Raw genomic sequence first — 24,809 nt, forward strand, 5'->3', positions numbered from 1 at the left:
TTATGTTTTTTAAATCAAAAGAAGGAAAATCAAAAATTTTAAGTCTTTACAATCAAAAGCTCAAAGAACTTCAGGTTAATTACTCTGAGAAATTAGTAGAGACAAAATTTGGAACAACTAATGTCATACAAGTCGGTTACACTGATTTACCACCACTTATACTAATACACGGAACGGGAGGTTGCGCGCCACAAATTTTAGACTCCTTCTCTAGCTTAGCCTCAAAATATTGCGTCTATGCAATAGATGTATTAGCACAACCCAATAAAAGTGCTGAGAATAGGCTAGATATGAAATCTTTAGACTATGGAAAATGGTTGATGGAGGTAGTTATAAAACTAAAATTAAAAAAAGTGACGCTTGTAGGCTTTTCATTCGGAGGTTTTATTAGTTTGAAAGCATTAGAGTTTAATGAAACACCTGTAAAACAAGTTTTCTTAATTGCACCAGTTTATATAGTTAATGGCAATCCACTTGTAGGTTTATACAAAATGTTTTTACCTCTAAAAAAGTTTATCAAAACGAATAATCAAAAATACATACAGAAAGTAATGAAAGTTCTTTTTTCTGAATATGACGATTTTGCCTTAGAGTTTATGTCAACTACGTTTCAGCATTGTAATATGGATTTTTCACCACTACCTGTAATCGCCAAAAATTCCGCTCAAAAAATAAAATCACCAATCATCATTTTTGCTTGTGAAAAGGACATTATGTTTCCAGGTAAAAAAATGATTAAACGTGCAAAACAACTATTTCCTTCATTAGAAGAAGTCATATTGTTAGAGGAGTCTAAACATGTACCAACCAATAAAAATTTTAAAATAATTGAAAAGTTAATTCTAAATAAAAACCAAAAGAATGAATAAAAATATATTTTACGTTGCATTATTAGCAATCACCCTGTTTTTTTCTTGCTCAAAAGATGACAATATGGATACATCATCTGATTTATACTTGAGTATAGCCGACAATAGCTTCGAGAAAATTCTTATTGCAAAAGGTATTGATTCAGATGGTATTGTAAATCAGCAAATGTTAAAGTCGGATGCTGAAGATGTTGAAGAATTAGAATTAGCAACCTTAGAGTTTGGTTCTATTGCTGATTTATCAGGTATTGAGGGATTTACAAGTTTAAAAAGATTGTATGCAAATCAAAATGATATTGAGCAGATAGATTTGGGGGCTAATATTCTTCTAGAAGAAATACATCTTGCAGGTAATTATTTATCTAATATAAATGTTAGTAAAAATATAAATCTAGTATTATTAGATGTAAGAGCAAACCAACTTACCACGATAATTGGTTTATCTGAGTTATTAAAATTAAAAAATCTTAATTTATCATTTAATTACATTGAAGAATTGAGTATCAATAATGAAACATTAGAAGTTCTTCATATAAGTAACAATGATTTAATTTTTCTAGATATAAGTACTGCTATAAATCTTACAAATGTATTATTAACAACTAATAAACTTAATACTTTAGATATTTCTTCAAATAAAAAATTACAAACTTTATTGGTGTCAGATAACCAATTACAAAGTATTAATCTTAGTAAAAATGTCAGTTTAACTCATGTATACATAGCTAGTAATTTCCTTGAGGATTTAGATGTAAGTAATAATCAAAACTTAGTTGAATTAAAAATAGATAGGAATCCAAGTTTAAGCTGTATTAAAATTGCTAACGGTCAAAGGATACCATCTGTATCCTTATCCAATCACCAAGTACAAATGATTTTTGTAATTAAAACAGTATAAAAAATAAATAAAAAGATGAAAAAAAAAGAAACTATAAACTTTCCATCAGCAACTTTGATTCCAATAAATGGAATTGAATTAGAGGTTTTTGAAGCAGGTAAAGAAAATATAGGTAATCCTATTGTATTATGTCACGGTTTTCCTGAACATGCATTTTCTTGGCGTTTTCAAATTCCTTCATTGGTAAAAATAGGATATCATGTGATAGTGCCAAATCAAAGAGGTTATGGTAATTCATCATGTCCAAAAGAAGTGTCAGCTTATGATATCACTAACTTGACGGATGATTTAGTGGCGTTATTAGATTATTATAATTATAAAGACGCAACATTTATGGGTCATGATTGGGGTGCCAATGTAGTATGGCATCTTGCCTTGCTGCACCCAAGTCGAGTTAATAAAGTGATTAATCTGGCATTGCCTTATCAAGAACGTGGTGACAAACCATGGTTAGAAATGATGGAAGCATTTTTTGGTGAAGATTTTTATTTTGTACACTTTAACAAACAACCAGGTGTTGCTGATAAGGTTATGCATAATAATGTAGAAAACTTTTTCCGAAATTTATTTCAAAAGAATGTACCGCTTTTACCTCCAGAACCTGGTATGCTAATGATGAATTTGGCAAAAGCAGAACATTCTTTAGGCGAACCAATTATGAATGATGATGATTTAGCTGTTTTTGTAAAGTCATTTAAAAAATCTGGGTTTACAGGCGCAATCAATTGGTATAGAAATTTGGATAGGAATTGGCATCTTATGGCAAAAATAAAACCAAGAATTGAGCATCCAACATTAATGATATATGGAGAAAAAGATGTAATTCCTCAATCACCATCGTTAAATGAATTTGCGCCAAATTTAAGTGTTGTTAGTTTAGATTGTGGCCATCATATTCAACATGAATTACCCGAAGAAACTAATAAAATTATTTTATCATGGTTAGTAAATCAAAGTAAAAATATTAGCTAATCACAGTTTTTTATTTGTTAAGCATTCTGTTATATAAAACTAAAAATCAAGTTAATGCTAAAGCAATATTTGGTTTGGTTTTTTGTTCTGACTTTTATTTTGTGCAATGTCGAAAGACTTTCCAATAATAGTTTAGCATCTTAATATCAAAAGGCACTTGCATGCTAAAGCTTTTATTTTCGTACGCTCAAAAACAACGATATAAAGTAGTTATGTTATTTTTTCATAAAAAAACTAAAATCTCCAAAGCTAAGTTACATAATGCGCAGTTATAGGTACATTCATTCACTTTCTGCCCTATAACGCCATTATGTAAAATAGCGGCGCACGCGTCTAAAATTTGTAGTTATAAATCTAATTCGCCGCTATTCATGAACACTTTAAAAGAAATAAAAAAAGTCGTGAACTAAATAGCCGCTTTCCAACGCGCAAATAGCTACTATCAATAATATTCTAGATTTATATATTAATAGTGATATTATTCAAAAAACATAAAATGTAAACCCTTTCTTTCAAAGCTTAAATCCGTAAGTAAAATCTATTCCTTATCTCATTCAAGCTGCACAAAACCATCGCTAAGTCCAAGTATTCCTTATCTCAAGTATTTGTTTGTTTCATTTCGCTAAGCAAAAGATTTTAGTCCACTTTCCCCACCGGATCGAACGTTAAGAAACAGTCTAGTAGACTGTTTTAGTGAAGAGGCCAGCTTGTCGCGTTGTTAAGGTGTAGGTTACAGCAATTAGTAATGTTTTCCATGTGTCTGTGGTAGTTTCATTACATTCATTCAAGACACCTCAATGCTTCCTTGCATCCAGCAACTTCGGTTTCCTTTCTCTCATTCCATTCAACCACCTCAACACCGCGCATAAAAAAAGTGTATTTTTTTCTAAAATACGCTTTATTTATTTTTTCCACATACCAGTTAAAGCATATAATTTTAGGAAGTATTTTTGAGTTAATTTGCCAAGATTAAGGTAAAAAACAGAGGCATAATTGTTTTAAGTCGAGTATTTTTAACGCAAATATTGGCAAATTAAAATGAAAGAGAAGTAACATTATATGCTTTAAATGGTATTTCTACAACATCACTAATTACCTCCACCTACGCAGGTTGAGCCTGAAAGTTAGGTTGTATTATACTATTTTTTGATATCTACTTTCTAAAACAGTTTTGTAAGCAGTTTTCATTTCATCAGATAAAAAAGAATCGTTTATGAGTTGTAATGCTTTTGGTTTATTTTTGAACATTCGTTTAAAAACACCTTTAATTTGTTTGTCTGTCAAAGCTAAAAGTTGTCCAAGGATTTCAAAATGTTCCTTTTGTAACTTCCTTTTTTTTCCTACTAGTGTAAGAGCTAATTCTTCTGTGTCTTTTGGTAAAACAATGCTAACATTTAACAAATCATATGCAGGTGCCAAAATCCATCCAGAAACACTTTCTATCAAAGAAAAGTTCTTTAAATGCATGTCATTATTACCAGTTAAAAAACTGAATAAACTCAATTCAAAAAAGAAGATTTTATCAAGTAAAGTATTTGTAGAATATTGCCCAATGGCTTTGCCTACTTTTTCCATAGAGCCTTTGTATTTGTCATAGGCTTCAGTAACCTGAAATAAATCCAACATATGTATTTTTTCTCCTTCAGAGGTTCTATCTATTCTTTTCGTAATATAAGCGAGTTCTCCAGAAGCAAGACGTATCAAACTTGAAGGAACAACGTTCAAACCAAAGACTTCTGCAATACGCATGGTCAAATGCTCATTTTCTGGCATTTCTCTAAACTGGGGAGTAGGTGGTTTAAAAATATAATGTCCTCCCAAAGCACCAACTACGGTAAGTCTAGGTGTTTCTTTTGTTTCTGAATTTGTATCCAAAGACATTGATAGTTTGGGTTGTACTCCTGGTACTGCAATACTTCTTTCTACTACATTTTTAGCTAAAGTTCCCATGTCTTCAAGACTATAAGGTATTTCTGGTACTTCTTTCGTTCCAAAGAATTCTAAGGCACATTTTTCATGAAAATCAGCTTCATTAGTTAATGTTTTGTAACAATACAAACAGTTTTTTTTAGTCATCATCGTTTTCTTTTATAGGTACAACACTAACAGCTCCAATACAATTTTGACAACAAGCTAACAACAATCCCATTCTGTCATTGGCTTTTATTTTCCAGTTTTTGGTTGCAATTTCTAACAACCATCCTTCTGGTATCAATCCTTCAAAAAAAGGAAACAATCGATCTGATGTATAGGGTTCAATCCTTACAGGCATACTAAATGTGATAAATTGTTTAGGGTATTGGGTTACATAAGTAGCATCATATGTAAAAACATAGTCTCCCTCTGCAGTTTCTGTAATTTTACCTGCAAGTATGTTTTTATAATATACATTACCTTGTCTCATCGTCTATCTTTTTTCTTTCTACAGGTGCTAATTCATGACCAAACATTGCTAAAACCAAATTCACTTTTTCTAAGTTCAAATTGGTTTTACCTTGTTCTATTTTACGCACTACTGTTAAAGCAACTCCTGCACGTTCTGCAAACTCTTCTTGGGTAAGATGTACTTCTTTTCTGCGTTTTTTTACAAATTCTGACAACAACTCCATTATATGCTTTTAAATATAAATATAAGCAAATATAATAAATTATATGTTTTTAGATATAATTTAGTGAAATATTATCATTTTATATGCTTTTAGATATAATAGGTGTTTGTAAAAGGTTAATTTTAATAGAAACAAGGGTAGATTTTAGTGAAAATTACCTTCGTTTTTAATATAAGGGTAAATACGACACCTAAAAGAAACTGTTTTAGAATCTAAATAAAATAAAAAAAGATAGCAAATATAAGTGCCTTGCATCATCCATCGCTTTAAGCCTGTAAAGGTCAAGCTCTATGGGTTTTGGATAAAACTTTTTTTAGTAGACTTTTCTCTTTTTTAAACAAAATATGTACATAAAAAACTTTTACCCAAAAACCTTGACAGTCTTTCCAAAGGCACTTTTATATAGGCATATCTCTTTTTAATCCATAAAAATTATGTGCGAAATGGAGTGAAACGGAATTCGCGAACTCCATTCGGAAAATAAACAATGCGTGAGCAAACGCAGCGAAGCATAATTTTAAATTGGATACCCATGTCAACTTTTCAGATTAAGACACACCAACCAGGTCGCACGTACGCAAAACCTCATTTTTTCATACTTAACAAAGGACTAAATTCTGGAAAACCGCTAGAAAATCCTTGCCCAAATTGCTTTGTAATCACCACAACCACAAGAGCAGAAAGAGAATCCCTGTATTACCTGTGCCTATCCTTAAAAGTAGGGAAATTCTTTGCCTATTATTTAAAAGGTTCTGTGATTCCTTTTATATGTATCTCAGACGCTAAAAAAGTAATCAATACTGCTTTACAAAATTACGAAACACAGCAATGGAAAATGAAAGTTGAAAAACTCAAAAAAATAACGGCTTTTGAAGAAAGCCTAAAACAACAACTGGCAACCATTTCAAAATTAAAAATTGCGCTACTAAGATCATAAACAGCAAAATGTCATTTCCAAACGACCTATTTTATTTTTTGTAGAAATTCAATTTTTATGGAATTCAGAGAACCCAAAAAGCTTGCGGCCTGGGTTCGAAAATGGAATAAAAAGTAGAATTCGAGTAAAATAAAAGTAAGTCTTGATTTTTTGTTTCGTTTTTTATCAAGAAAAAATGAAAAGAAATAAAACCAACATATGAAAGTAATAATAGCAGGAAGTAGAAACTTCAAAGATTACCAAAAGCTAAAAAGGGAATGCAGTCATTTCCTCCAGGATAAAAAAAACATCGTAATTGTATCTGGTGATCATTATAAAGGAGCTGACAAATTAGCAATGCAATATGCAAATGAAAAAGGTTTGAACCTAATAAAATTTCCTGCAGAATGGAATAAACTCGGAAAAGCTGCAGGACCCATCAGAAATAATAAAATGGCAAAACTTGCGGATATATTAATTGCTTTTTGGGATGGAAAGAGCAGAGGTACTCAAAATATGATTTGTTTAGCAAATCAAAAAGGATTAAAAGTCAAAGTTGTAATGTATTAAAATTATAAAAGAGGTCGTCTAAAAAGTAATTTTTAGGCGATTTTCTTTTTTGTATATTTTTAGTTTCTTGCTTTAATTTTCTTTTGTTTTAAAAAAGCAAAAGCTCGTTTATATCGTTAAGCTATACTTATTTAGGTTATGTGCTATTGCAATTAACCCCATTTCTACATTTATTTTATCTATTCCTCTTAGCATAAAGCGTTTAAAATTCATATTTTGCTTTATGTTCCCAAAAACAGCCTCTACATCCCAACATCGTTGTTTCCTTTTTGCAATTCCTTGCTCACTGGTTAATAATGTTTTTGCTTTAGCTTTTAATCGGATTAGATTGTAATTGCGTTCTATAATACGATTGTACTTGGATTTATGACAACTGCTTCTGAGCGGACAACCCTTGCAATTTTGTGCTTGGTATCTATGAATTTCTTGTTCAAAACCATTTTTTGTTTTCTTTTTATAACTACCAATGTTAGTCATCGTTTGTCCCATAGGACAGTAATACGTATCTGTTTCTTTGTTATAATGCAGCTCATCTGGATGGAAGGGATTTGTTTTTGCTCTCTTTTTATCTAGCTGTTCTTTATGGAAGTAATTGTATTTTACAAAAGCAGTAATGTGTTTATCTTCTAAATCGGTATAATTTTCTTCGCTTCCATAACCAGCATCTGCTGTTAGAGTTTCTGGGTTTTGGTTATAGTTTTCTATATGATTATTGAGGTGGTCTTTTAGTGTGGTAGTATCTGCTGTGGTTTGTGCTATCGTATAATTGGTTAGATATTGATTATTGGTAGAAGCTTGAATATTATAAGCGGGTTTGAGTTGTCCATTCTGCATATGATCATCTTTCATACGCATAAAAGTAGCATCAGTATCAGTTTTACTGTAGCTGTTTCGCTCTTTTAAAATGGCTTCTTGCTTTTGGTACTTTGCCATATTAGAAGGCCAGTTCTTCTTAGCATAGTTTAACTTTTGCTTTACCTTCTTGTCAATCTCTTTACCCTGTAAAGCGTCATTGATTTGATCGATGGTGGCTGCTATTTTATCAGCATCTATAGCTTCAAAATCAGGTGTATTAGGTATGGCTTGTTCGTCTTTATAAACTTTTTCAACATAAGTCCAAAGTTCTTTTAACTGTTTTTTGATGCGCTCTTTACTTGTCTTTATAGATTTACCCCATACAAAGGTGTAACGATTTGCATTGGCTTCTATTTTTGTTCCATCTACAAAAATATCCTTTAAGCTAACAACGCCTTGTTCTACAAGAAGTAAAACCACTTGATAGAATATTTTTTTTAATTTTTTTTGTAAACGTTTCCCTCTAAAATCATTAATAGTATTATGGTCTGGTTTACTCTGACCACTAAGCCACATAAAATGAATATTCTCTGTTAAAGCTTGTTCTATTTTTCTTGATGAATATAAATTACGTAAATACGCATAGATAATTACTTTGAGTAACATTCGAGGATGATAACTCGATGTCCCTCCTCCTTTATAACTTTGCTCTAAGCTAACAATATCTAAATGGTCTACAATAGTGTTTACAATTCGAACGGGATGATTTTTGGGAACTAAATCATCATAACTGGGTGGTAAAAGACTTAATTGTTCTTGACTATAGGTCTTAAAAACTACTTTTCTATTCATTCTTAAAAATAAGAAATTCAAGAAAAAAATGCAAAAAAAAGACTGCCTTTTAAGACAGCCTCTTTAATTTTGTCAATGATACAAAGACTTACATAGATTTTTACCAACTATTTTTGACCAATAAGCCTTTTTAAATGATATTTTTAGCTTAGTTTATTGAAATACACATCAAAATCAATAAAGAATAGAATGTATTAATTTTTTAATATTTATTCCAGAATCTTATATCAAAGCAATCTTATATTTTGGTATTAATCCGTTAAAGCAAATTGAAAACTAATAATTTAAATTATGTTTTTTATGAAATCTTACCGAATGAAAATAACAAAGAGGGCCTAAAAAAGCGTACACAAAACCAGGTACACCATATAGTAAACCTACTTGAAATTTAGCTAAAAGAAAAGACAATAATCCTAGTATAATAAAGATTAAAAAATGCCTAGAATAAAACAATAACTTGATGTTGTGCTCATTGGTTTTGTCTTTGTAATAAGCTCTAAAATACATAAAATATAAGCTTGTAAAAATTAAAGTAAAACCAATACTGTATAATTGGAATATGTTAGAAAATTCATCAATATTTATTCTTTCTCCGCCAATGCCTGCACTTAATAACGAGCGAACTGGAAAAATGTAAAATAAAACTGTAAACAACAAAATCATATTCAGTGCAATAATCCAATTATCTATATAATCTGTACGTCTAAAGAAGTTGTAATGTACTTTCCAAATTGCCATCATCACAAAAAAACTCACGCCAAAACTCACAAAGTTAGGCAGTTCTTCTTTAAAAGAGGTAATATTGGTATTTGCACCAATATTTACCACCATTAGTGTAGCAGCAAAGGCAAATACACCATCAGAAAGGGCTTCTAATCTATTTTTTGAATGTTTGAGTTTCATACAAACTACATAAAAGTTACACTTGCAATTTTACCATTTTTTATGGTATAAATAGCCACAGCTTTAAAGGTTCGTCCGTTTGCAGTAACCAATTCGTGATCAATAACTTTATCTTTATAAACAATTCGGTTTAGTATTTCACAGTGCAAATCTGGTGTGTTTTTAAAAAACGAAGCATAATTTTCTCTCATTTTTTCCAAACCTTCATAGCTTAATGTGTTTGGAAAACGATACACTTTTACATTTTGTGCAAATGGTTTTAAAAAAGCATTTATATCTCTAGAATTATATCCTTTTAATTGGGCTTCAGCCAAATACCTGGGTGAAACTTCTGCAACAATTGCCAGTTTTGTGCCATCAGCATTTACAGCCATTCTAGAAATGTTGTTGATGTTTTCATCAGTAAAACTAAAAAATAACGAGGGTTGTTTGTCTGTTTTTGGATTGAATTTGTAAATCTTAGCTTGCTTTGGAATTAACAAAGTGCCATCTGGTAACCAAGCAACATCTTCAGTTTTACCTACTGATGTGATGGTTTTAATCTCCTTTGTTTTTGGATTGACAGATTTTAATAACCAGTATTGCTCATTTTCTTTACTGATAAAACTCATCAACGTTGAATTCGGAATGCTATGCACTGAGCGCCCCACCATTTTTGCTACAGTTATGTTTGTTTTTTTCCTTATATCAGATATTATTAAATGCAAACTATCATTCACAATTACAGAAGAAACTAAGGTGTTTTTATCAAACCAAGCAGGATAAGCTACTTTTAATTCTGGAATTAATTCTTTTGATTTTTTAGTTTTATAATGATAACTGTACAAACGTTGTAAACCATCATTATCTAAACGAACAGCAGAAATATTCTTAGAATTAGGTATTTTTTGAGGAGAATATTCGCCACCATTTTCAGTATTTGAAATATAATAAAGTTCAGCCTTTTTTTGTTTTAAATCGTATAAAGCAATGTCTGTATTTCCGTTTCTTGAGGATGCAAAAATAACTTTAGAATGGTCGTAAAAATAAGGTTGACTATCATAACCACTATTATTGGATATGTTTTTTCCGTTTTCTAAAACATAATTTTCACCAATTTTTTTAATATCAAAAACGTGAATTTCTGTATTGGTTTGTGCATAAAATGAAAGGGTAATAAAAAAAATAAAAAGCAAATTATTTTTCATAGTAAGTAAAGTAATGGTTTATGAATTGTTCTTATAGTATTTAAAATCTAAAATAAAAGTAAAAAACGAGGCTTTCTGAAAAGTATTAAAATTTGTCATTTCGACTGCAAAGGAGAAATCTTATTTATTGATAATTAAATACATAGATTTTTCGACTTCGCTCAAAATGACATCCAAACCTACTTTTTAGAAAGCCTCGTTTTCATTTAGTTAAGATGTTATTCTGTTGTTTCTTCAACAGGTTTTAAATTATCATCAGGAATTCGATCAATTAATTTATTATATGGATCAATTCCTGCTTTTATAGGCAGTTTTGATGTTTTAAACGTGTAGGTATTAACACCAGGTTGTACCCACATTTTTTTGATAATTAACGGAACTTTAATAGTTACACTTTGATCATTTTTAGAATCATTATCAAAAACAGCTATTTCAATAAGGTTGGGTTGATTACCTTTTTCTAAAAGCTTACCATTGCCATCAAAGTAACTCTTGGAGCTTTCTACCTCTAAAGTTACTTCAAACTCATCATCAGCTAATTTTTTATAGGTGACTTTTTTTACTTTATTGTTGTATAAAGTAATTTTTTCAAAACTATCTTCTAAATAGTATTGTAAAGAATCTGGTGTTACAGATTTCATATAACTATACCATTCTAAAGAAGTTGTAAAAGGTGCTTTAGGTCTAAATCTTGCAGCATCCATATAGCGTTTAAAACCACTGTTTAAGTTCTTTTCACCAATTAAATCTTGCAGACCATATAAAATTAACCCTCCTTTTCTATACCAAACATAGGCTTGAGAATCGTTATCTAACAAAGTTTTTTCGAATTTACTTTCATTAGCTCTTCCCCTTAAATAACTATCCAATTCTCTCTTTAAGAAATCTTGCATAGCATCAATACCATATTCTTTTTTCATCACCATTAAAGAAGAATATTCTGCCATAGATTCTGAAATTTGATTCGATCCTCTTGTTGCTGATGGCGTAATTTGATGCCCCCACCACTGATGTGCAACTTCGTGTGAAGTAACCATATATACATAGTCTAAATCTTCAGGATTGCTGAAATCACCAACCCAACCAAAACTTTCTGCATAAGGCACTGTATTAGGAAAAGATTGAGCAAATGTTGAATATCTTGGAAATTCTATAATTCTTATCTGTTTGTATTGATAAGGACTATAATTTTCTGTAAAATAATCTAGAGAGTGCTTAACACCTTTTACGAACTTATCTAAGTTGTATTTATGTGTTGGATGATGAAAAATTTCAATATTTACTTTTTCGCCATTTTTACCTGTCCAAAGATCTCTTAAAACATCATATCTTGCTGAAGAAATATTATAGAAAAAATCTAACTCTCCACGCATTTTATATGAATAGTATTTTCTTCCATTTTCTTCCCATTCTCTTTGTAAATAACCAGGCATAATGGCTATCTGATCTAAATCTGTACTCACAGTTCCTTCAAAAGTAATGTAATCTGCATCATCATTAAATAACAAGTTATTCAAGCCCCATTGATCATCTTGTTTTGGTAAAGAATATTCTTTGATGGGTAAATTATACTTTTTTCTATCTTTATCGCTAGTAATTTCACCTTGTGCACTATATCCAAAAGAAGGAAAAAAATCATTATTTAAGAAAGTACCATTATACACAATTTGAGATCCAGTGCCTTCATTTGGAAATCCTTCAAAATATCGTGTTATTTTTAATTCTAATTTAGCAGTATCATTAGGCATTAATGTGTTTGGTAATTTGTAAATTTCATAACCAAACTTATCAAATTTTTCTCCTAAAACAGGTGCTTCATTATCAATTAAAAATATTTCTTTTTTAACTTTAAAACTAGATTTTCCACCCCAATTTAAATGCAATGAATCAATTGGCTCATCAGATTTATTAACCATAATAAAATTGGTTTTTATGGTAGCGCTTCTATCTTTAGGCATTAAATCTGCATGAACTTTAACATCAATAATTTTAGGTTGATTAATTTTGGCATATTTGTTCAAGGTTTTTTCATAATCAACTCTGCTTTTTGTTCCAGTATCTGAATTTGCATAATAATTAAGTGTTTTCGTGTTATAGTTGATATAAAAGCCAGCTCCAATCCAAAAAATTAATAAACATGTCACTGTAATGATTGTAGGCATTGTGAACCTGCTTTTAACAACTTGAAACCTTGATTTTATTCCAGAATCTGTACCTCTTTTCCAGAATAAATAACCAATAACAGCCAATAAGGCTCCGCAAGAAAGCCAATAAAATCGAAACCAAAATAAAGATTCGCCAAAATGACCAAAGCCATTCATATCAGAAATGGTATAACCTGGAGAGTATCCATACAAATACAAATTGTTATCGATGTTTGCGAAACTATTCAACCCAAACAAAAATGCCCAAATTGCAATTGCAATTACGTGACCCATAAATTTCTTTGTAACTATGGAGTGCACAAAGAAAGCAAGCATGATAAAAATGATATACCTGGGATATTCAATAAGGTATAAGTCTGTAAAATATTTACCAAATTCAAAATTAAAATACCCTTTAATGACTTGGTTTATAAGGCCACTAACTAAAACCATATTCACCAACACAAAAGCTATAAGAGCTAATGCTAAAAATTTAGAACCATACACAATTCTATTGGGTATAGGTAAAGAGCCAAAAATTTGGTTGTATCTAATTGCCCTTTCTCTATGTAAAACTTCACCAGTTATAAATACAATTAGAATAAAAATGAGAATTACATAGGTAAAATCTTTAACTTCTAACATGTAGAGCGTTAGTGGTAAAGAAGGTGTACCATAAATTGGGAAACCAAACCAAGCATCAAAAAATAAAAATAACACACCAGCTGCTAAGATGGCTTTAAAGAAATTATCTCGAACAATATTTTTGAATTCTAAAAACGAAAGACTAAATAGTAATCTTATATTTAAACTACCCGAGAATACTTTTTGAACCTTAGGAATTTTAGTAAGTGCTGCATTTGATGCACTTTTTGCTACTTCTTTTTTCTTCTTTTTCTTATCGTAATTTTTATTCAAGAATTTTTGAAAATCGAATCTAAAAAGGGTAAATAAAAATAAAAGTACGCCTAGACCTACCCAAAGTAATCTGTTCCAAACCAACATACCTTCAAAAGGAACTGTTAGGTTATTTTGTTCTTCGGGTGTCCAATATTGTGTAATATTTTGGTAGGTTCCAAGTCCAAACGGATCTAGTAAACTCACTAAATCTTTAGATTCTATATCTTGAGAAAGTGTTAACGTTACCAAATAAGTAATAAATAAAATAGCACCACCAGCATAAGCTAACATCACTTTTTTTGTTAAACTTACCAAGGCAAAGAAAATACAACCAGCAAAGAAAAAGTTGGTCCAATACAGTAAAATAGTAGGTTGTAGGTACCACCAAAAGTTAAAACTTGTAAAACGTTCAGCTTCTTCATAACCAGCATAAGGACCAATTTCAAAACCAATAATTAATCCTAATTGAAGGCCTAAACTAACAAATAGCAACACAAACATAGAACCAAAAAAACGTCCCATTAAATACCCTTTTTCAGTAATAGGGTATGAAAAGTAATAATTTTCAGTTTTATGCTCTATATCTCTATAAATAGGAACTCCCATAATTGCACTAGAAAGCATTATCCCAAAAATACTAATGGTAGATAGCATTGTAGCTATTGCAATTGGCGAGTTTACAAATACTTTTTCTGATGCAGGTCCATTACCTCCAATAGAAAAGAATAAACCAAAGGCTAATAGAATGCCAAAATACGCCCAAGTTGCAGGTCTTTTTAATCTGTATTTTATTTCGAATAGAAAAATTTCTTTAAACATAATTGATTGTTTTATAGGTTTATACTCAATTATATAGAAATAGATTCCATACGTGAAGTTATCTCAGCAAAATATACATCCTCTAAATTGGCTACACTTTTTGTAAAAGAGTTATCAGGTTGGTCATCACTTAAAACATGAATTACAGTTTGTCCTGCTTTTAAATGTGTAGAGATTACTTGAAGGTCATTTTGATAACTTTCCAATTCAGTTTTAGGTATGGCCTTCTTCCAAATTTTACCTTCTACATTTTTAGTTAAATCTAAAGGGTTTCCTTGAGCAACAACCTCGCCCAAACAAATAATAGCCATATTATGACAAAGATTTGAAACGTCCTCTACAATATGAGTCGATAAAATAACGATAGTGTTCTCGCCAATTTCACTTAATAAATTATGAAAACGCACTCTTTCAGCGGGATCTAATCCAGCAGTCGGTTCATCAACAATAATTAATCCAGGATCGCCAATTAAAGCTTGTGCAATGCCAAAACGTTGTTTCATACCACCAGAATACGTACCTAAACTTTTATTACGAACATGCCATAAGTTGGTTTTATTTAAAAGTGATTCTACCAAGTCTTTTCTTTCGCCTTTGCTAGATACTCCTTTTAATTTAGCAATATGATTTAACATGTTAAATGAACTAATTTTTGGATAAACACCAAACTCTTGAGGTAAATAGCCTAAAATTTCTCTTACTTTAGATTTGTTTTTTAAAACATCAATATCTCCTAAAGTTACTGTACCAGAGTCAGCTTCTTGTAGTGTAGCTATTGTTCTCATCAAAGATGATTTTCCAGCACCATTTGGCCCTAAGAGACCAAACATTCCTTGGGGAATGGTTAAAGAAACGTTTTTTAATGCTTGAACACCATTTGAATACGTTTTACTCAAATTGCTAATTTGTAATTCCATAGTTTGTAAGTTAGTTAGTAGTTATCTGCTAACAATATACAATAAATTAAGCAATGAGTTTGATAGAGAGGTGTTTAGATTTATATGTGTAATATGAAATTGGGGTTTGTATGGATTTCTTAAATCTTAAAATTAAAATCACCTACTGTTTTGAAACCTATTTTAGGGTTTAATTTTATACCTTTTTTCATTTTTTTAAAAACGCTAACTAAATTTTTAAAACATGGATTTTTTATATTGATTTAAAAAGAGGTATCAGAAGTTTTTTTTAGAATTCTAAATACAAAACATCATTAGGCCTTGTTTCTGTTGCAGAAATAGGAAAATTATAGGAAGCTATTTTTTTAAAGCCATTTTTTTTATAGAATTCAATGGCTCTGTAGTTTTTAATCCACACATACAACCAAATTCCTTTTTGCTTTTTTTGCTTTGCCAAGTTGAGGTTAAATTCAAATAATTTTTTGCCTAAGCCTAAATTATAAAACTCTTTTACAAGATATAAGCGTTCCATTTTAGTAACGTTGGCTGCTTTTATATGCTCATTTTGAGTGTTTGGGATAATTTTAGAAAATCCAGCCAACACATCCTTCACGTAGATGACATGAAATTGAAAATTAGCATCGCTGATTTCTTTGAGTAGAGCAGCCTCACTAAAATTAGTGCGCATATAATCTGTTATAATTGCTTTAGGAATTGCATCTTTATGAGGTTCATAAAACGCTTTTTTACCAACTTTGGTTAAAGCTGCAATGTCTTTAGGAGTTGCTTTTTGTATTGTAAATGACATTTTATTATAATGAAGTTGCACTAAACGTATCACCTTGAGAAATATCTCCAGTATCAAAACCTTTTTTAAACCAACGCATTCTTTGGGCAGATGTTCCATGCGTAAAAGAATCAGGAACCACCCTGCCAGAAGCTTGTTTTTGCAATCGATCATCGCCAATAGCAAAAGCAGCGTTTAAAGCCTCTTCTAAATCGCCTTGTTCTAAAATAAGATCCATATTTTGTGAATGATGTGCCCAAACTCCGGCTAAAAAATCTGCTTGTAATTCTAATTTTACAGAAAGTTGGTTGTATTCTTTTTGACTAATTTTTCCACGCAGTCTTTGCATTTTAGTAGTGGTGCCCATGATATTTTGAATGTGATGCCCAACTTCGTGCGCAATTACATACGCTTGGGCAAAATCTCCAGGTGCATTTAATCGCGTTGCCATTTCTTGAAAAAAACTTAAATCGATGTATAATTTATCATCTCCAGGACAATAAAACGGACCTGTTGTACTAGAAGCATAACCACAAGCTGAAGAAACAGAATTTGTAAATAAAACTAAAGTAGGTTCTCTGTAATTATTGAGTAATTTGTTCCAAACATCTTCTGTGCTTTTTAAAACACGTTTGCTATGTTCAGCCAATTCATTTTCTTTGGCAGAACCTTTGTAATTTGTATTTTGAATTTGATTTGAAGTACCACCTGTTAAAAGTTGTATGGGGTTGGTACCTGTAAAATAGAGTACTCCTAAAATAAGAGCGACAATAATTAATCCTTTTTTTGTAGTAATTAACCTGAGAATTAAGGGGAGTAACAATTTTAATAATCCACCTCTATTAGAACTTCTTCCAGAAGACATTCCTCTTCTGTCGTCCACATTACTGCTGGTGCGTCTGCTTCTCCATTTCATTGATGCTACTTTTTGCTGTTAGGCGCTAAATGTACTACTATTTTTAAATATTTAAGTAATTGCGCTATTGAATCACTTTAAAAGTATAGGTAGCCATCAGTTTGTTGTCCATGTATAAATGCATGTCAAAAAAACCGATTCTATTAAAAGTTTGAGTTAGTTTTAAGTGTTTTTCTTGCAACTCAATTTGTGGTTTTACCGTTTTTTCTGTAGAACCACTATCAATAATAAATTTTACCCTTTTTGCATTTGCCTCTTTTTTAAGTTGATATTCAAAAGAATAACTACTTCCTTTTGAAATGGTGTGATGCATTTTTTTTGGTGAAATGTGTTTTTCAAGAATTTGATAAGCATCACCATACAATAAAGGCGCATCTACAAAATCGTTAAAGTTCAAAGTGTTTTTTTTTAACAAGGTGTATTTACTTTCTAGTGGAAAATGATTGTAAAAAAATAATTTGGGCTCTGTTAAAAAATAGCCATCATTATAAATGAATTTAAACCTACCTTCTTCTGGAAAAGAGATGCCTGTAGACCAAGTTGGGTCGCACAAATACCATTTGTTGTTCAGTTTTACTGTATTCCAAGTATGATTAGGCATGGTAAGCGTATTGAAATCAACAGCAGCAGTTCTGCCAAAACCATTTACCATTTTACTTTCTATGCCTATAGTTGTACACATTTCTTTTAATAAATACGCATATCCAGTACATATGGTTCGCTTCTTTTTTAACAGCTTTTTAAAAAGTTTTTTCTTGAATTTAGAGTTCCAGTTCTGTAGTTTTAAAGAATCTTCTGCAAAACGTTTTCTTTTTCTTTCGTTTGCGGCATATAAACCAAAATCATTGGCAACATTGTTGCAAATCCAAATATAAATGGCTCTGAATTTTTCTACATCTGTTTTTAAATCTTTGGTTAATTCAAAGGTGAGTTTATTCAACTCAAATAACCTTTTCGACTTTACTTTTTTGGCAATTTGATCTGCTTTGCTAAAATCGATATGTTTAAAATCGGATTGCTGTGCAAAACCATAAGAAGCTAAAAATAGAAAAATACAGAGCGTAAATTTGGGCATTGATTTTAGTCTTTTTGTCTTTTAGATTTATAACGTTTATTGCTATTTAATGCGCCCAACATTTGATTGTCATCTTCTTGTAAAGTGATGTTTAAAAAACTCGAATTTGGTTTAATAGTGACTCTTTTCTTTACATAACCTAAATAAGAAATTTCTAAAACATCGCCAATATTTAGTTTTTTAGGAAAGGTAAACTCACCTTTTTTGTTAGTACTGGTGCCTGTTTTTGTGTCTTTTAAAAAAATATTAGCACCATTTAAAATTTCAACGGTTTCAAAAGATTGTCCTTTAACAATTCCTTTTACGGTAATTTCTTGTCCGTAGAAATTATTAGAACTTAAGCAAAAGGATAAAAAAAGACCAAATAAAATAGCTGTTGATTTTTGCACTTTAAGTGTTTTAATAGTTTTCATAAGTATATGTTTTTAAATTCACTTCAAAATTATAAGCCTTTACTCAATTGTAATAACGATAATGAGTAACTCGTTCTTTTTTAGAGGTTAAAGGTACTTTTTATTTAGTTAATTTAAAAATTAGACTTTTAAATATTCATTACAAATCTCTAATAGATTTTCTTCGGTTTCCATCAATTCTTCTAAATGAATTATTAACGTTTCTTTATCTTTAGCTGCTGTACTTTCCATTTTTTTGTAAATAAAATCTATAACAATTTTACCTTTAAAAGCTACAAATTTGCTTAAACTTTCCATTGAGGATAGTTGAGATATGGTTTTAAAATCAATCAACTCTGCTTTGTTGGCCACAAAAAAAGCCAAACCAGTATTACGTAATTCCGAGAGTTGAAAACCCTCCATATGTTCTAAGAAATCTCGAATTGAATAATCATCTCTCTTTTTAAATTTATAAAGTGAGTCTATCGTTTTGTCATGTTTTTCAACAACACTCTTTAAATCACTCTTATTTCTAATTACTTCTTTTTTAATGTAATTTTTAGCCTTTTTTACATAATCATTATTATTTCTATTCTCATTCCAATTGCTAATAAATAAAGCAATTAAAACGCCAATAATAATAATTGAGATTTCTCTTAAAAAAGAAAAGACAGATTTTTTGGTCATTTTAATTAAATTGAGTGACTAAGATAAAAAAAAATAATTTTGATATTAATACCAACGTTTTTTCTTTTTCTTAGAAGCCTCAGATTTTCTTCCTTTTTTGTGCTTGCTGATGGTGTTGGGTTGCTTCTTTTTGTGCTTTGGTTTGTGAATTGGGTAAGGATGGTTGTCAATTACTTTAATCGGTTTTTCAATTAAAGTTTCTATAGTTTTAATGTAGTCGTTTTCATCTGGTGAACAAAATGAAAAGGCAATACCCGATTTTCCTGCTCTACCAGTTCTACCAATTCTATGCACATAAGTTTCTGGCACATTTGGAATATCAAAATTAATAATAGCATCTACATTGGTAATGTCAATTCCTCTTGCAGCAACATCTGTAGCAATTAAAAGAGTTGCTTTTTTGCTTTTAAAATCTTCTATGGCTTTGTTGCGAACTCCTTGGGTTTTATCTCCGTGAATACTTGTAACCTGGTAGCCGTTTTTGAGTAAGGTTTGCTCTAGTTTATCTACTCCGAATTTGGTGCGCCTAAAAATGATAATTTTACCATGAATTGTATTGCGTAACAAATGCAAACATAAATCTGTTTTGTGTTTTTTAGGAAGATAATACAGCAACTGACCAATGTTTTTTGCGGTAGTTTCTTCTGGATTTATTTCAACTTTAACTGCATTTTTAATCACAGATTTTGCCAATTCATCAATCTTATCTGGTATGGTTGCAGAGAAGAGTAGGGTTTGTTTTTTTCTTGGCGTTAATTTTTCAATCTTTTTGATGTCATTGATAAAACCCATATCTAACATTAAATCGGCTTCATCTAATACAAAGATTTCAAGGTGACTTAAATCGATATTTCCTTGTATTTGTAAATCGATTAAACGACCAGGGGTAGCTACTAAAATATCTACACCTTTTGCTAAAATTTCTTTTTGAGGTTCTAACGCAACGCCTCCAAAAACAGCTGTTGTTCTTAGGTTTGTGTATTTGCTATAACTTTTAAAATTATCTAAAATCTGTAAGGCCAACTCGCGTGTAGGTGTAACTACCACTATTTTTATGGTTTTTGCTCCTTTTTCTGCATCTTGTTTGTCCAGTAACAAGTTGATAATCGGCAAGGCAAAAGCTGCAGTTTTACCTGTACCTGTTTGGGCAGCAACAATTACATTTTTTTGTTCTAAAACCAAAGGGATGGTTTTTTGTTGTACTAAAGTGGGCCTTTGAAAACGCGCTTCAGCAACTGCTTTTAAGATAGATTTTTGTAAAGGTAATTCAGAAAACTGCATCGATTATTTTTATTGCAAAGGTATGTTAATTACAGCGTTATTTTGTGAGATTTATTTGCGTGTTAATTTGGTGTTGTGCATTAGTTTAAGCGGGTTTTGATGCGCCAATACGTTACAAGTCTTATTTTTTCATTAAGGTGTAGCTAGGCCAAAATCGCCCAAATTTGCAAGTGTTCTTTAATGCTTTCTAAATATTTACACTTTATTATAAACTTTCTATTTGGTTGTAAGCGGGTTTTGTTGTGTAACAATAGTTACGCTATACATGAAATCGCCAAAACTATTTTTGCACATATAATTTTTAATGATGAAAAAATAAACTTAATAGTATGTATTGTTCTAGCAGGCTTACTTAAACCTGCTTTTGCGCAGCAAGTAGTTCCGCTTACTCAAAATAAACTCATAGAAACTATAAAAGAGCAAAAGATATTTCTTAAAATTTCTGAGCAAAACTATGCCAAAGCGAAAGCAAATTTTAAAGAAACAAACGCTATTTTTTTGCCAAGTGTTACAGCTTCGCATACGGGTATTGTAACTACAAATCCTTTGGCTGCTTTTGGCTCTAAACTAAATCAAGAAATTTTAACACAGTCAGATTTTAATCCTGCCTTGTTAAACAACCCGTCTCAAACTCAAAACTTTGCTACTTTAATAGAGGTAAAACAACCTTTATTTAATATGGATGGGATGTATCAAAGAAAAGCATTAAAAATACAAAAAGAGGCTACGTATTTGCAAACTCAACGAGGTAAAGAACATGTAGTTCTAGGAGCAAAAAATCGTATATGGATTTGCAATTGGCTTATAAAAGTGTTGCTGTTTTAGAAAAATCATTGCAAACTGCCTTAGCAAATAAGCAAATTGCAAACAATCATTTTAAACAAGGCTTTTTAAAACGTTCTGATGTGTTAGAAGTAGAGGTTTACGCAAATGAAATTGAAAACTCTTTAGAAATTGCTAAAAGTAATGTCAAAAACATTTCAGATTATTTGTCTTTTTTAATGAATACAACGCAAGATGTTGTTTTTAAACCGACAGATAGTTTACATGTAAAAAAAGTAAATCTTTTAAATGAGGCAGAATTATCTGAGAATCGTGCAGATGTTAAAGCAATGGAATTAGCAGTTGATGCTCACAAAGAAATGCACAATGCGAATAAGGTTGGTTTTTTACCAAGATTAAATGCTTTTGGTAGCTACCAATTGTATGATAATAATGCATTTAGCACCAGTGCAGATGGTTACATTATTGGGGAACAATTAAGTTAGGATATTTTTAAAGGCGCCAAAAGGTTTGCAAAACAACAACAAAGCAAAGCCTCATTTGAAAAATCTAAGCTAGAGTACCAACAATGTAAAACCAAGATAAAGATAAGCTAGCTTCTAGCGGATTAGATTTTTTAGCGGTTGCAGAAATGGTGAAAGCTAATAATCAACAAATGAGTGCTGGTAGTTTTAATAAAAATGATAATCAGTTTTTAGTAACTACAGGTAAGTTTTTAGAAAGTAAGCACGATGTAGAAAACTTAGTAGTTGGTGTACAACAAAACAACCCTGTTTATTTAAAGCAAGTGGCTAAAATTATAGATGGCCCAGAAATATCTAAAAATTATGTGAGCTTGGGTTTTGGTAAAGCAAACCCAAAAAGTACCAGCTATAAATCGGAGTATCCTGCAGTAACCATTTCAATTGCCAAAAGAAAAGGAGCAGATGCCATGCAAATTTCTGATATTATTTTAGATAAAATTTCACATTTGCGAACCAACTTAATACTTGATGATGTGCATGTAGAAATTACCAGAAACTATGGTGAAACTGCTTCGCAAAAAGTATCAGAATTATTAATGCACCTAATAGGAGCCATTATTGCAGTAACTTTAGTGGTGATGTTGGCTATGGGCTGGAGAGGTGGTTTAGTCGTGTTTTTGTCTGTACCTATTACTTTTGCCTTAACCTTATTAAGCTATTATATGCTAGATTATACGTTGAATAGAATTACACTATTTGCGCTGGTATTTGTAACAGGTATTGTTGTAGACAACTCTATTATTATTGCAGAAAATATGCACCGTCATTTTAAAATGAAAAAACTCCCCTTTAAAGAGGCAGCATTATTTGCGATAAATGAAGTTGGGAATCCAACAATTTTAGCAACATTTACGGTTATTGCATCAGTATTACCCATGGCATTTGTATCTGGTTTAATGGGACCTTATATGAGCCCAATGCCAATAGGCGCATCAATAGCTATGATTTTATCATTATTTGTAGCATTGACAATTACGCCATACTTAGGATTTATCTTTTTACGTGAAAAAGATAAAAAGTCAGATAATTCATCAAAAGACAAAGAAAATAAAGGTCCACAACAAACAGCAATTTATAGAATTTATGAAAAGCTAGAAAAGCCTTTATTAGAAAGTAGCGTAAAAAGATGGGGTTTTTTAGGCATTACAACCTTACTTTTATTGGGGTTACTTAGTATGTTTTTTACAAAATCTGTAGCTGTAAAAATGTTGCCTTTTGATAACAAAAACGAGTTTCAAGTAGTAATTGATATGCCAGAAGGTACCACTTTAGAGCGAACAGCTACAGTTACCAAAGAAATTGCTCAATATTTGTCAGATAGACCAGAAGTGGTGAATTATCAAAATTATATAGGTACTTCTGCACCAATAACTTTTAACGGTTTGGTAAGACATTACGATTTGAGAGCAGGTAATCATATGGCAGATATTCAGGTAAATTTAACGGATAAGCATAATAGAAGTGCACAAAGTCATAATATCGTAAAGTCAATGCGAGCTGATATTCAAAAAATAGGAAAATCATTTGGTGCAAATGTAAAATTAGTAGAGGTGCCACCAGGACTACCAGTATTGTCAACAATAGTAGCAGAGGTATATGGGCCAGATTATAAAAAACAAATGGCTATTGCAGATAGTATTAAAAGTATTTTACAACAAACTGATGATGTTGTAGATATCGACTGGATGGTTGAAGACAACCAAACAGAATATGAATTTGTGGTTGATAAGCAAAAAGCAATGTTGTATGGTGTTGCTCCTAAAGAGGTTACGCATACCATGTATCTGGCATTGTCAGATCAAGAAATTACTACCTTGTATAATGAAAATGCTGCCAATCAAATTGGTTTGGTGTTGACTTTAGATGAAAAAGAAAAATCTTCTGTACAAGATATTTTACAACTTAAAATAAAATCGCAACAAGGCACCCTGATTTCTATGGGTGATGTGGTTGATGTTACAGAAAAAACGAGCGCCAAAAGTATTTATCGTAAAAACCAAAAACGTGTGGTGTATGTAACCGCAGAAATGGCTGGTGAATTAGAGAGTCCTGCATATGCTATTTTAGGAATGGATAAAAAACTAAAGGAAATTGAATTGCCTAAAGGCTATGAATTGAATGAGTCGTATTTAAATCAACCTAAATATGAGGATGATTATACCATAAAATGGGATGGTGAATGGCAGATTACCTTAGAGGTTTTTAAAGATTTAGGTACTGCTTTTGGTGGTGCAATCATTTTAATTTACATTTTAATTGTAGGTTGGTTTCAAAACTTTAAAGCACCAATTGTTATGATGGTGGCCATACCTTTATCTATGGTAGGTATTATTGTTGGGCATTGGATGATGGATGCCTATTTTACAGCAACTTCATTTATAGGAATGATTGCTTTAGCAGGTATTATGGTTAGAAACTCTGTGTTGCTTATCGATTTTATTAATTTAAGATTAGCAGAAGGGGCACCCTTAAAACAAGCCGTTATTGAAGCTGGAGCAGTAAGAACCACACCTATTTTATTAACAGCAGGTACAGTTGTAATTGGTGCGTTTGTTATCATTTTCGATCCTATTTTTCAAGGATTAGCCATTTCTTTAATGGGGGGTACCATCACAGCAACCATATTAACCTTGTTGGTTGTGCCATTAGTATATTATTTAATTGAACGTAAAAACTATAAATAAAATGAAAAGAGAACAAATGATTAGAGCCATAGCAGGTACATTTATTCTATTAAGTGTAATTCTTGCAGTAACAGTGCATATCAATTGGTTATGGTTTACCGCTTTTGTAGGTGCAAACTTATTGCAATCTGCAATAACCAAATGGTGTTTGATGGATGACATTTTAAGAAAAGTATTTAAGGTAAAAGAGTAAATAAGTTCATCTATTATTAGAATTTGTACATTCTAAGAGTCCATAATTTTTAAATATTAGAATTATAGACTGTTAATTTTTTTCTCAAAAATAAATAAAGTAAGAATCTATCATTTTAAAAAACAATAAATGGATAGAGAAATAAACAAAAAAATCT

Annotated in this window: 20 protein-coding genes and 2 pseudogenes; 8 read left to right on the forward strand and 14 right to left on the reverse strand. The window is 30.9% G+C overall.

Translation table 11 applies throughout. The features are described 5' to 3' along the window. Positions 1 to 2: 2 nt before the first annotated feature. From SJY27_RS16730 to SJY27_RS16740, 3 genes are read left to right on the forward strand one after another with little or no spacing between them, the layout of a single operon-like run. Positions 3 to 869, forward strand: a complete 867-nt coding sequence (locus SJY27_RS16730) for an alpha/beta fold hydrolase (RefSeq protein WP_397446015.1) — start codon at positions 3 to 5, stop codon at positions 867 to 869. Continuing rightward, entirely contained in the window at positions 862 to 1,767 is a 906-nt protein-coding gene (locus tag SJY27_RS16735) for a hypothetical protein (RefSeq protein ID WP_397446016.1), read from the forward strand. Before SJY27_RS16730 ends, SJY27_RS16735 begins: the two co-directional genes overlap by 8 nt. A gap of 15 nt (positions 1,768 to 1,782) precedes the next feature. Next, positions 1,783 to 2,739 carry an alpha/beta fold hydrolase gene (locus SJY27_RS16740; protein WP_397446017.1) on the forward strand — a complete coding sequence of 319 codons (957 nt, stop codon included), beginning with the start codon at positions 1,783 to 1,785 and terminating at the stop codon, positions 2,737 to 2,739. Positions 2,740 to 3,873: 1,134 nt separating this feature from the next. Here the strand turns inward: SJY27_RS16740 and SJY27_RS16745 are convergent. The 3 genes from SJY27_RS16745 to SJY27_RS16755 are packed head-to-tail and all read right to left on the reverse strand — an operon-like array spanning position 3,874 to position 5,348. Beyond that, positions 3,874 to 4,815, reverse strand: coding sequence for a HipA domain-containing protein (locus SJY27_RS16745; RefSeq protein ID WP_397446018.1), 942 nt, complete (start codon positions 4,813 to 4,815; stop codon positions 3,874 to 3,876). Then, a complete protein-coding gene (locus SJY27_RS16750; protein ID WP_397446019.1) occupies positions 4,808 to 5,143 on the reverse strand; it encodes a HipA N-terminal domain-containing protein in 336 nt (111 codons plus the stop codon). The genes SJY27_RS16745 and SJY27_RS16750 overlap by 8 nt, the downstream gene beginning before the upstream one ends. Further along, entirely contained in the window at positions 5,130 to 5,348 is a 219-nt protein-coding gene (locus tag SJY27_RS16755; protein ID WP_397445947.1) for a helix-turn-helix domain-containing protein, read from the reverse strand. The genes SJY27_RS16750 and SJY27_RS16755 overlap by 14 nt, the downstream gene beginning before the upstream one ends. 532 nt (positions 5,349 to 5,880) lie before the next feature. Here SJY27_RS16755 and SJY27_RS16760 point away from each other — a divergent pair. Both SJY27_RS16760 and SJY27_RS16765 read left to right on the forward strand, forming a co-directional pair. Next, entirely contained in the window at positions 5,881 to 6,285 is a 405-nt protein-coding gene (locus SJY27_RS16760) for a DUF6943 family protein (protein ID WP_397446020.1), read from the forward strand. A 198-nt stretch (positions 6,286 to 6,483) separates the two neighbouring features. Next, on the forward strand, positions 6,484 to 6,834 hold the full coding sequence (locus SJY27_RS16765) for a DUF2493 domain-containing protein (protein ID WP_397446021.1): 351 nt from the start codon (positions 6,484 to 6,486) through the stop codon (positions 6,832 to 6,834). Between the two features lie 108 nt (positions 6,835 to 6,942). On the opposite strand, the gene SJY27_RS16770 is transcribed toward SJY27_RS16765, so the two are convergent. From SJY27_RS16770 to SJY27_RS16820, 11 genes are all read right to left on the reverse strand, one after another. After that, positions 6,943 to 8,481 carry an IS1182 family transposase gene (locus SJY27_RS16770; protein WP_397446022.1) on the reverse strand — a complete coding sequence of 513 codons (1,539 nt, stop codon included), beginning with the start codon at positions 8,479 to 8,481 and terminating at the stop codon, positions 6,943 to 6,945. 276 nt (positions 8,482 to 8,757) lie between these two features. Further along, on the reverse strand, positions 8,758 to 9,384 hold the full coding sequence (locus tag SJY27_RS16775) for a TMEM175 family protein (RefSeq protein WP_397446023.1): 627 nt from the start codon (positions 9,382 to 9,384) through the stop codon (positions 8,758 to 8,760). A gap of 5 nt (positions 9,385 to 9,389) precedes the next feature. Beyond that, on the reverse strand, positions 9,390 to 10,571 hold the full coding sequence (locus SJY27_RS16780; protein ID WP_397446024.1) for a nuclear transport factor 2 family protein: 1,182 nt from the start codon (positions 10,569 to 10,571) through the stop codon (positions 9,390 to 9,392). 218 nt (positions 10,572 to 10,789) lie between these two features. Next, positions 10,790 to 14,434 carry a M1 family aminopeptidase gene (locus SJY27_RS16785; RefSeq protein ID WP_397446025.1) on the reverse strand — a complete coding sequence of 1,215 codons (3,645 nt, stop codon included), beginning with the start codon at positions 14,432 to 14,434 and terminating at the stop codon, positions 10,790 to 10,792. Positions 14,435 to 14,463: 29 nt separating this feature from the next. Then, the gene (locus SJY27_RS16790) at positions 14,464 to 15,351 is read right to left on the reverse strand and encodes an ABC transporter ATP-binding protein (RefSeq protein ID WP_397446026.1); all 888 of its coding nucleotides are present in this window, start codon (positions 15,349 to 15,351) and stop codon (positions 14,464 to 14,466) included. Between the two features lie 268 nt (positions 15,352 to 15,619). Next, entirely contained in the window at positions 15,620 to 16,138 is a 519-nt protein-coding gene (locus SJY27_RS16795) for a GNAT family N-acetyltransferase (protein ID WP_397446027.1), read from the reverse strand. A 4-nt stretch (positions 16,139 to 16,142) separates the two neighbouring features. After that, entirely contained in the window at positions 16,143 to 17,033 is an 891-nt protein-coding gene (locus tag SJY27_RS16800; protein ID WP_397446028.1) for a neutral zinc metallopeptidase, read from the reverse strand. 64 nt (positions 17,034 to 17,097) lie between these two features. Continuing rightward, positions 17,098 to 18,108, reverse strand: coding sequence for a transglutaminase domain-containing protein (locus tag SJY27_RS16805; protein WP_397446029.1), 1,011 nt, complete (start codon positions 18,106 to 18,108; stop codon positions 17,098 to 17,100). A 5-nt stretch (positions 18,109 to 18,113) separates the two neighbouring features. Beyond that, a complete protein-coding gene (locus SJY27_RS16810; protein WP_397446030.1) occupies positions 18,114 to 18,521 on the reverse strand; it encodes a carboxypeptidase-like regulatory domain-containing protein in 408 nt (135 codons plus the stop codon). Positions 18,522 to 18,641: 120 nt separating this feature from the next. Beyond that, positions 18,642 to 19,187 (reverse strand): hypothetical protein, encoded by a 546-nt coding sequence (locus SJY27_RS16815; RefSeq protein ID WP_397446031.1) that lies wholly within the window; start codon positions 19,185 to 19,187, stop codon positions 18,642 to 18,644. Positions 19,188 to 19,232: 45 nt separating this feature from the next. Beyond that, entirely contained in the window at positions 19,233 to 20,468 is a 1,236-nt protein-coding gene (locus tag SJY27_RS16820; RefSeq protein WP_397446032.1) for a DEAD/DEAH box helicase, read from the reverse strand. Positions 20,469 to 20,648: 180 nt separating this feature from the next. Between SJY27_RS16820 and SJY27_RS16825 the strand changes: the two are divergent. The 3 genes and pseudogenes from SJY27_RS16825 to SJY27_RS16835 all read left to right on the forward strand — a co-directional run bounded on the left by SJY27_RS16825 (position 20,649) and on the right by SJY27_RS16835 (position 24,652). After that, positions 20,649 to 21,736, forward strand: a pseudogene (locus tag SJY27_RS16825) (TolC family protein). A 95-nt stretch (positions 21,737 to 21,831) separates the two neighbouring features. After that, a pseudogene (locus tag SJY27_RS16830) lies at positions 21,832 to 24,459 on the forward strand (efflux RND transporter permease subunit); the annotation flags it as partial. A 1-nt stretch (position 24,460) separates the two neighbouring features. Continuing rightward, positions 24,461 to 24,652 carry a DUF2892 domain-containing protein gene (locus tag SJY27_RS16835; RefSeq protein ID WP_397446033.1) on the forward strand — a complete coding sequence of 64 codons (192 nt, stop codon included), beginning with the start codon at positions 24,461 to 24,463 and terminating at the stop codon, positions 24,650 to 24,652. The last annotated feature ends 157 nt before the right edge of the window (positions 24,653 to 24,809 follow it).

The organism is Polaribacter sp. R77954 (assembly GCF_044595335.1).
GTDB lineage: Bacteria > Bacteroidota > Bacteroidia > Flavobacteriales > Flavobacteriaceae > Polaribacter.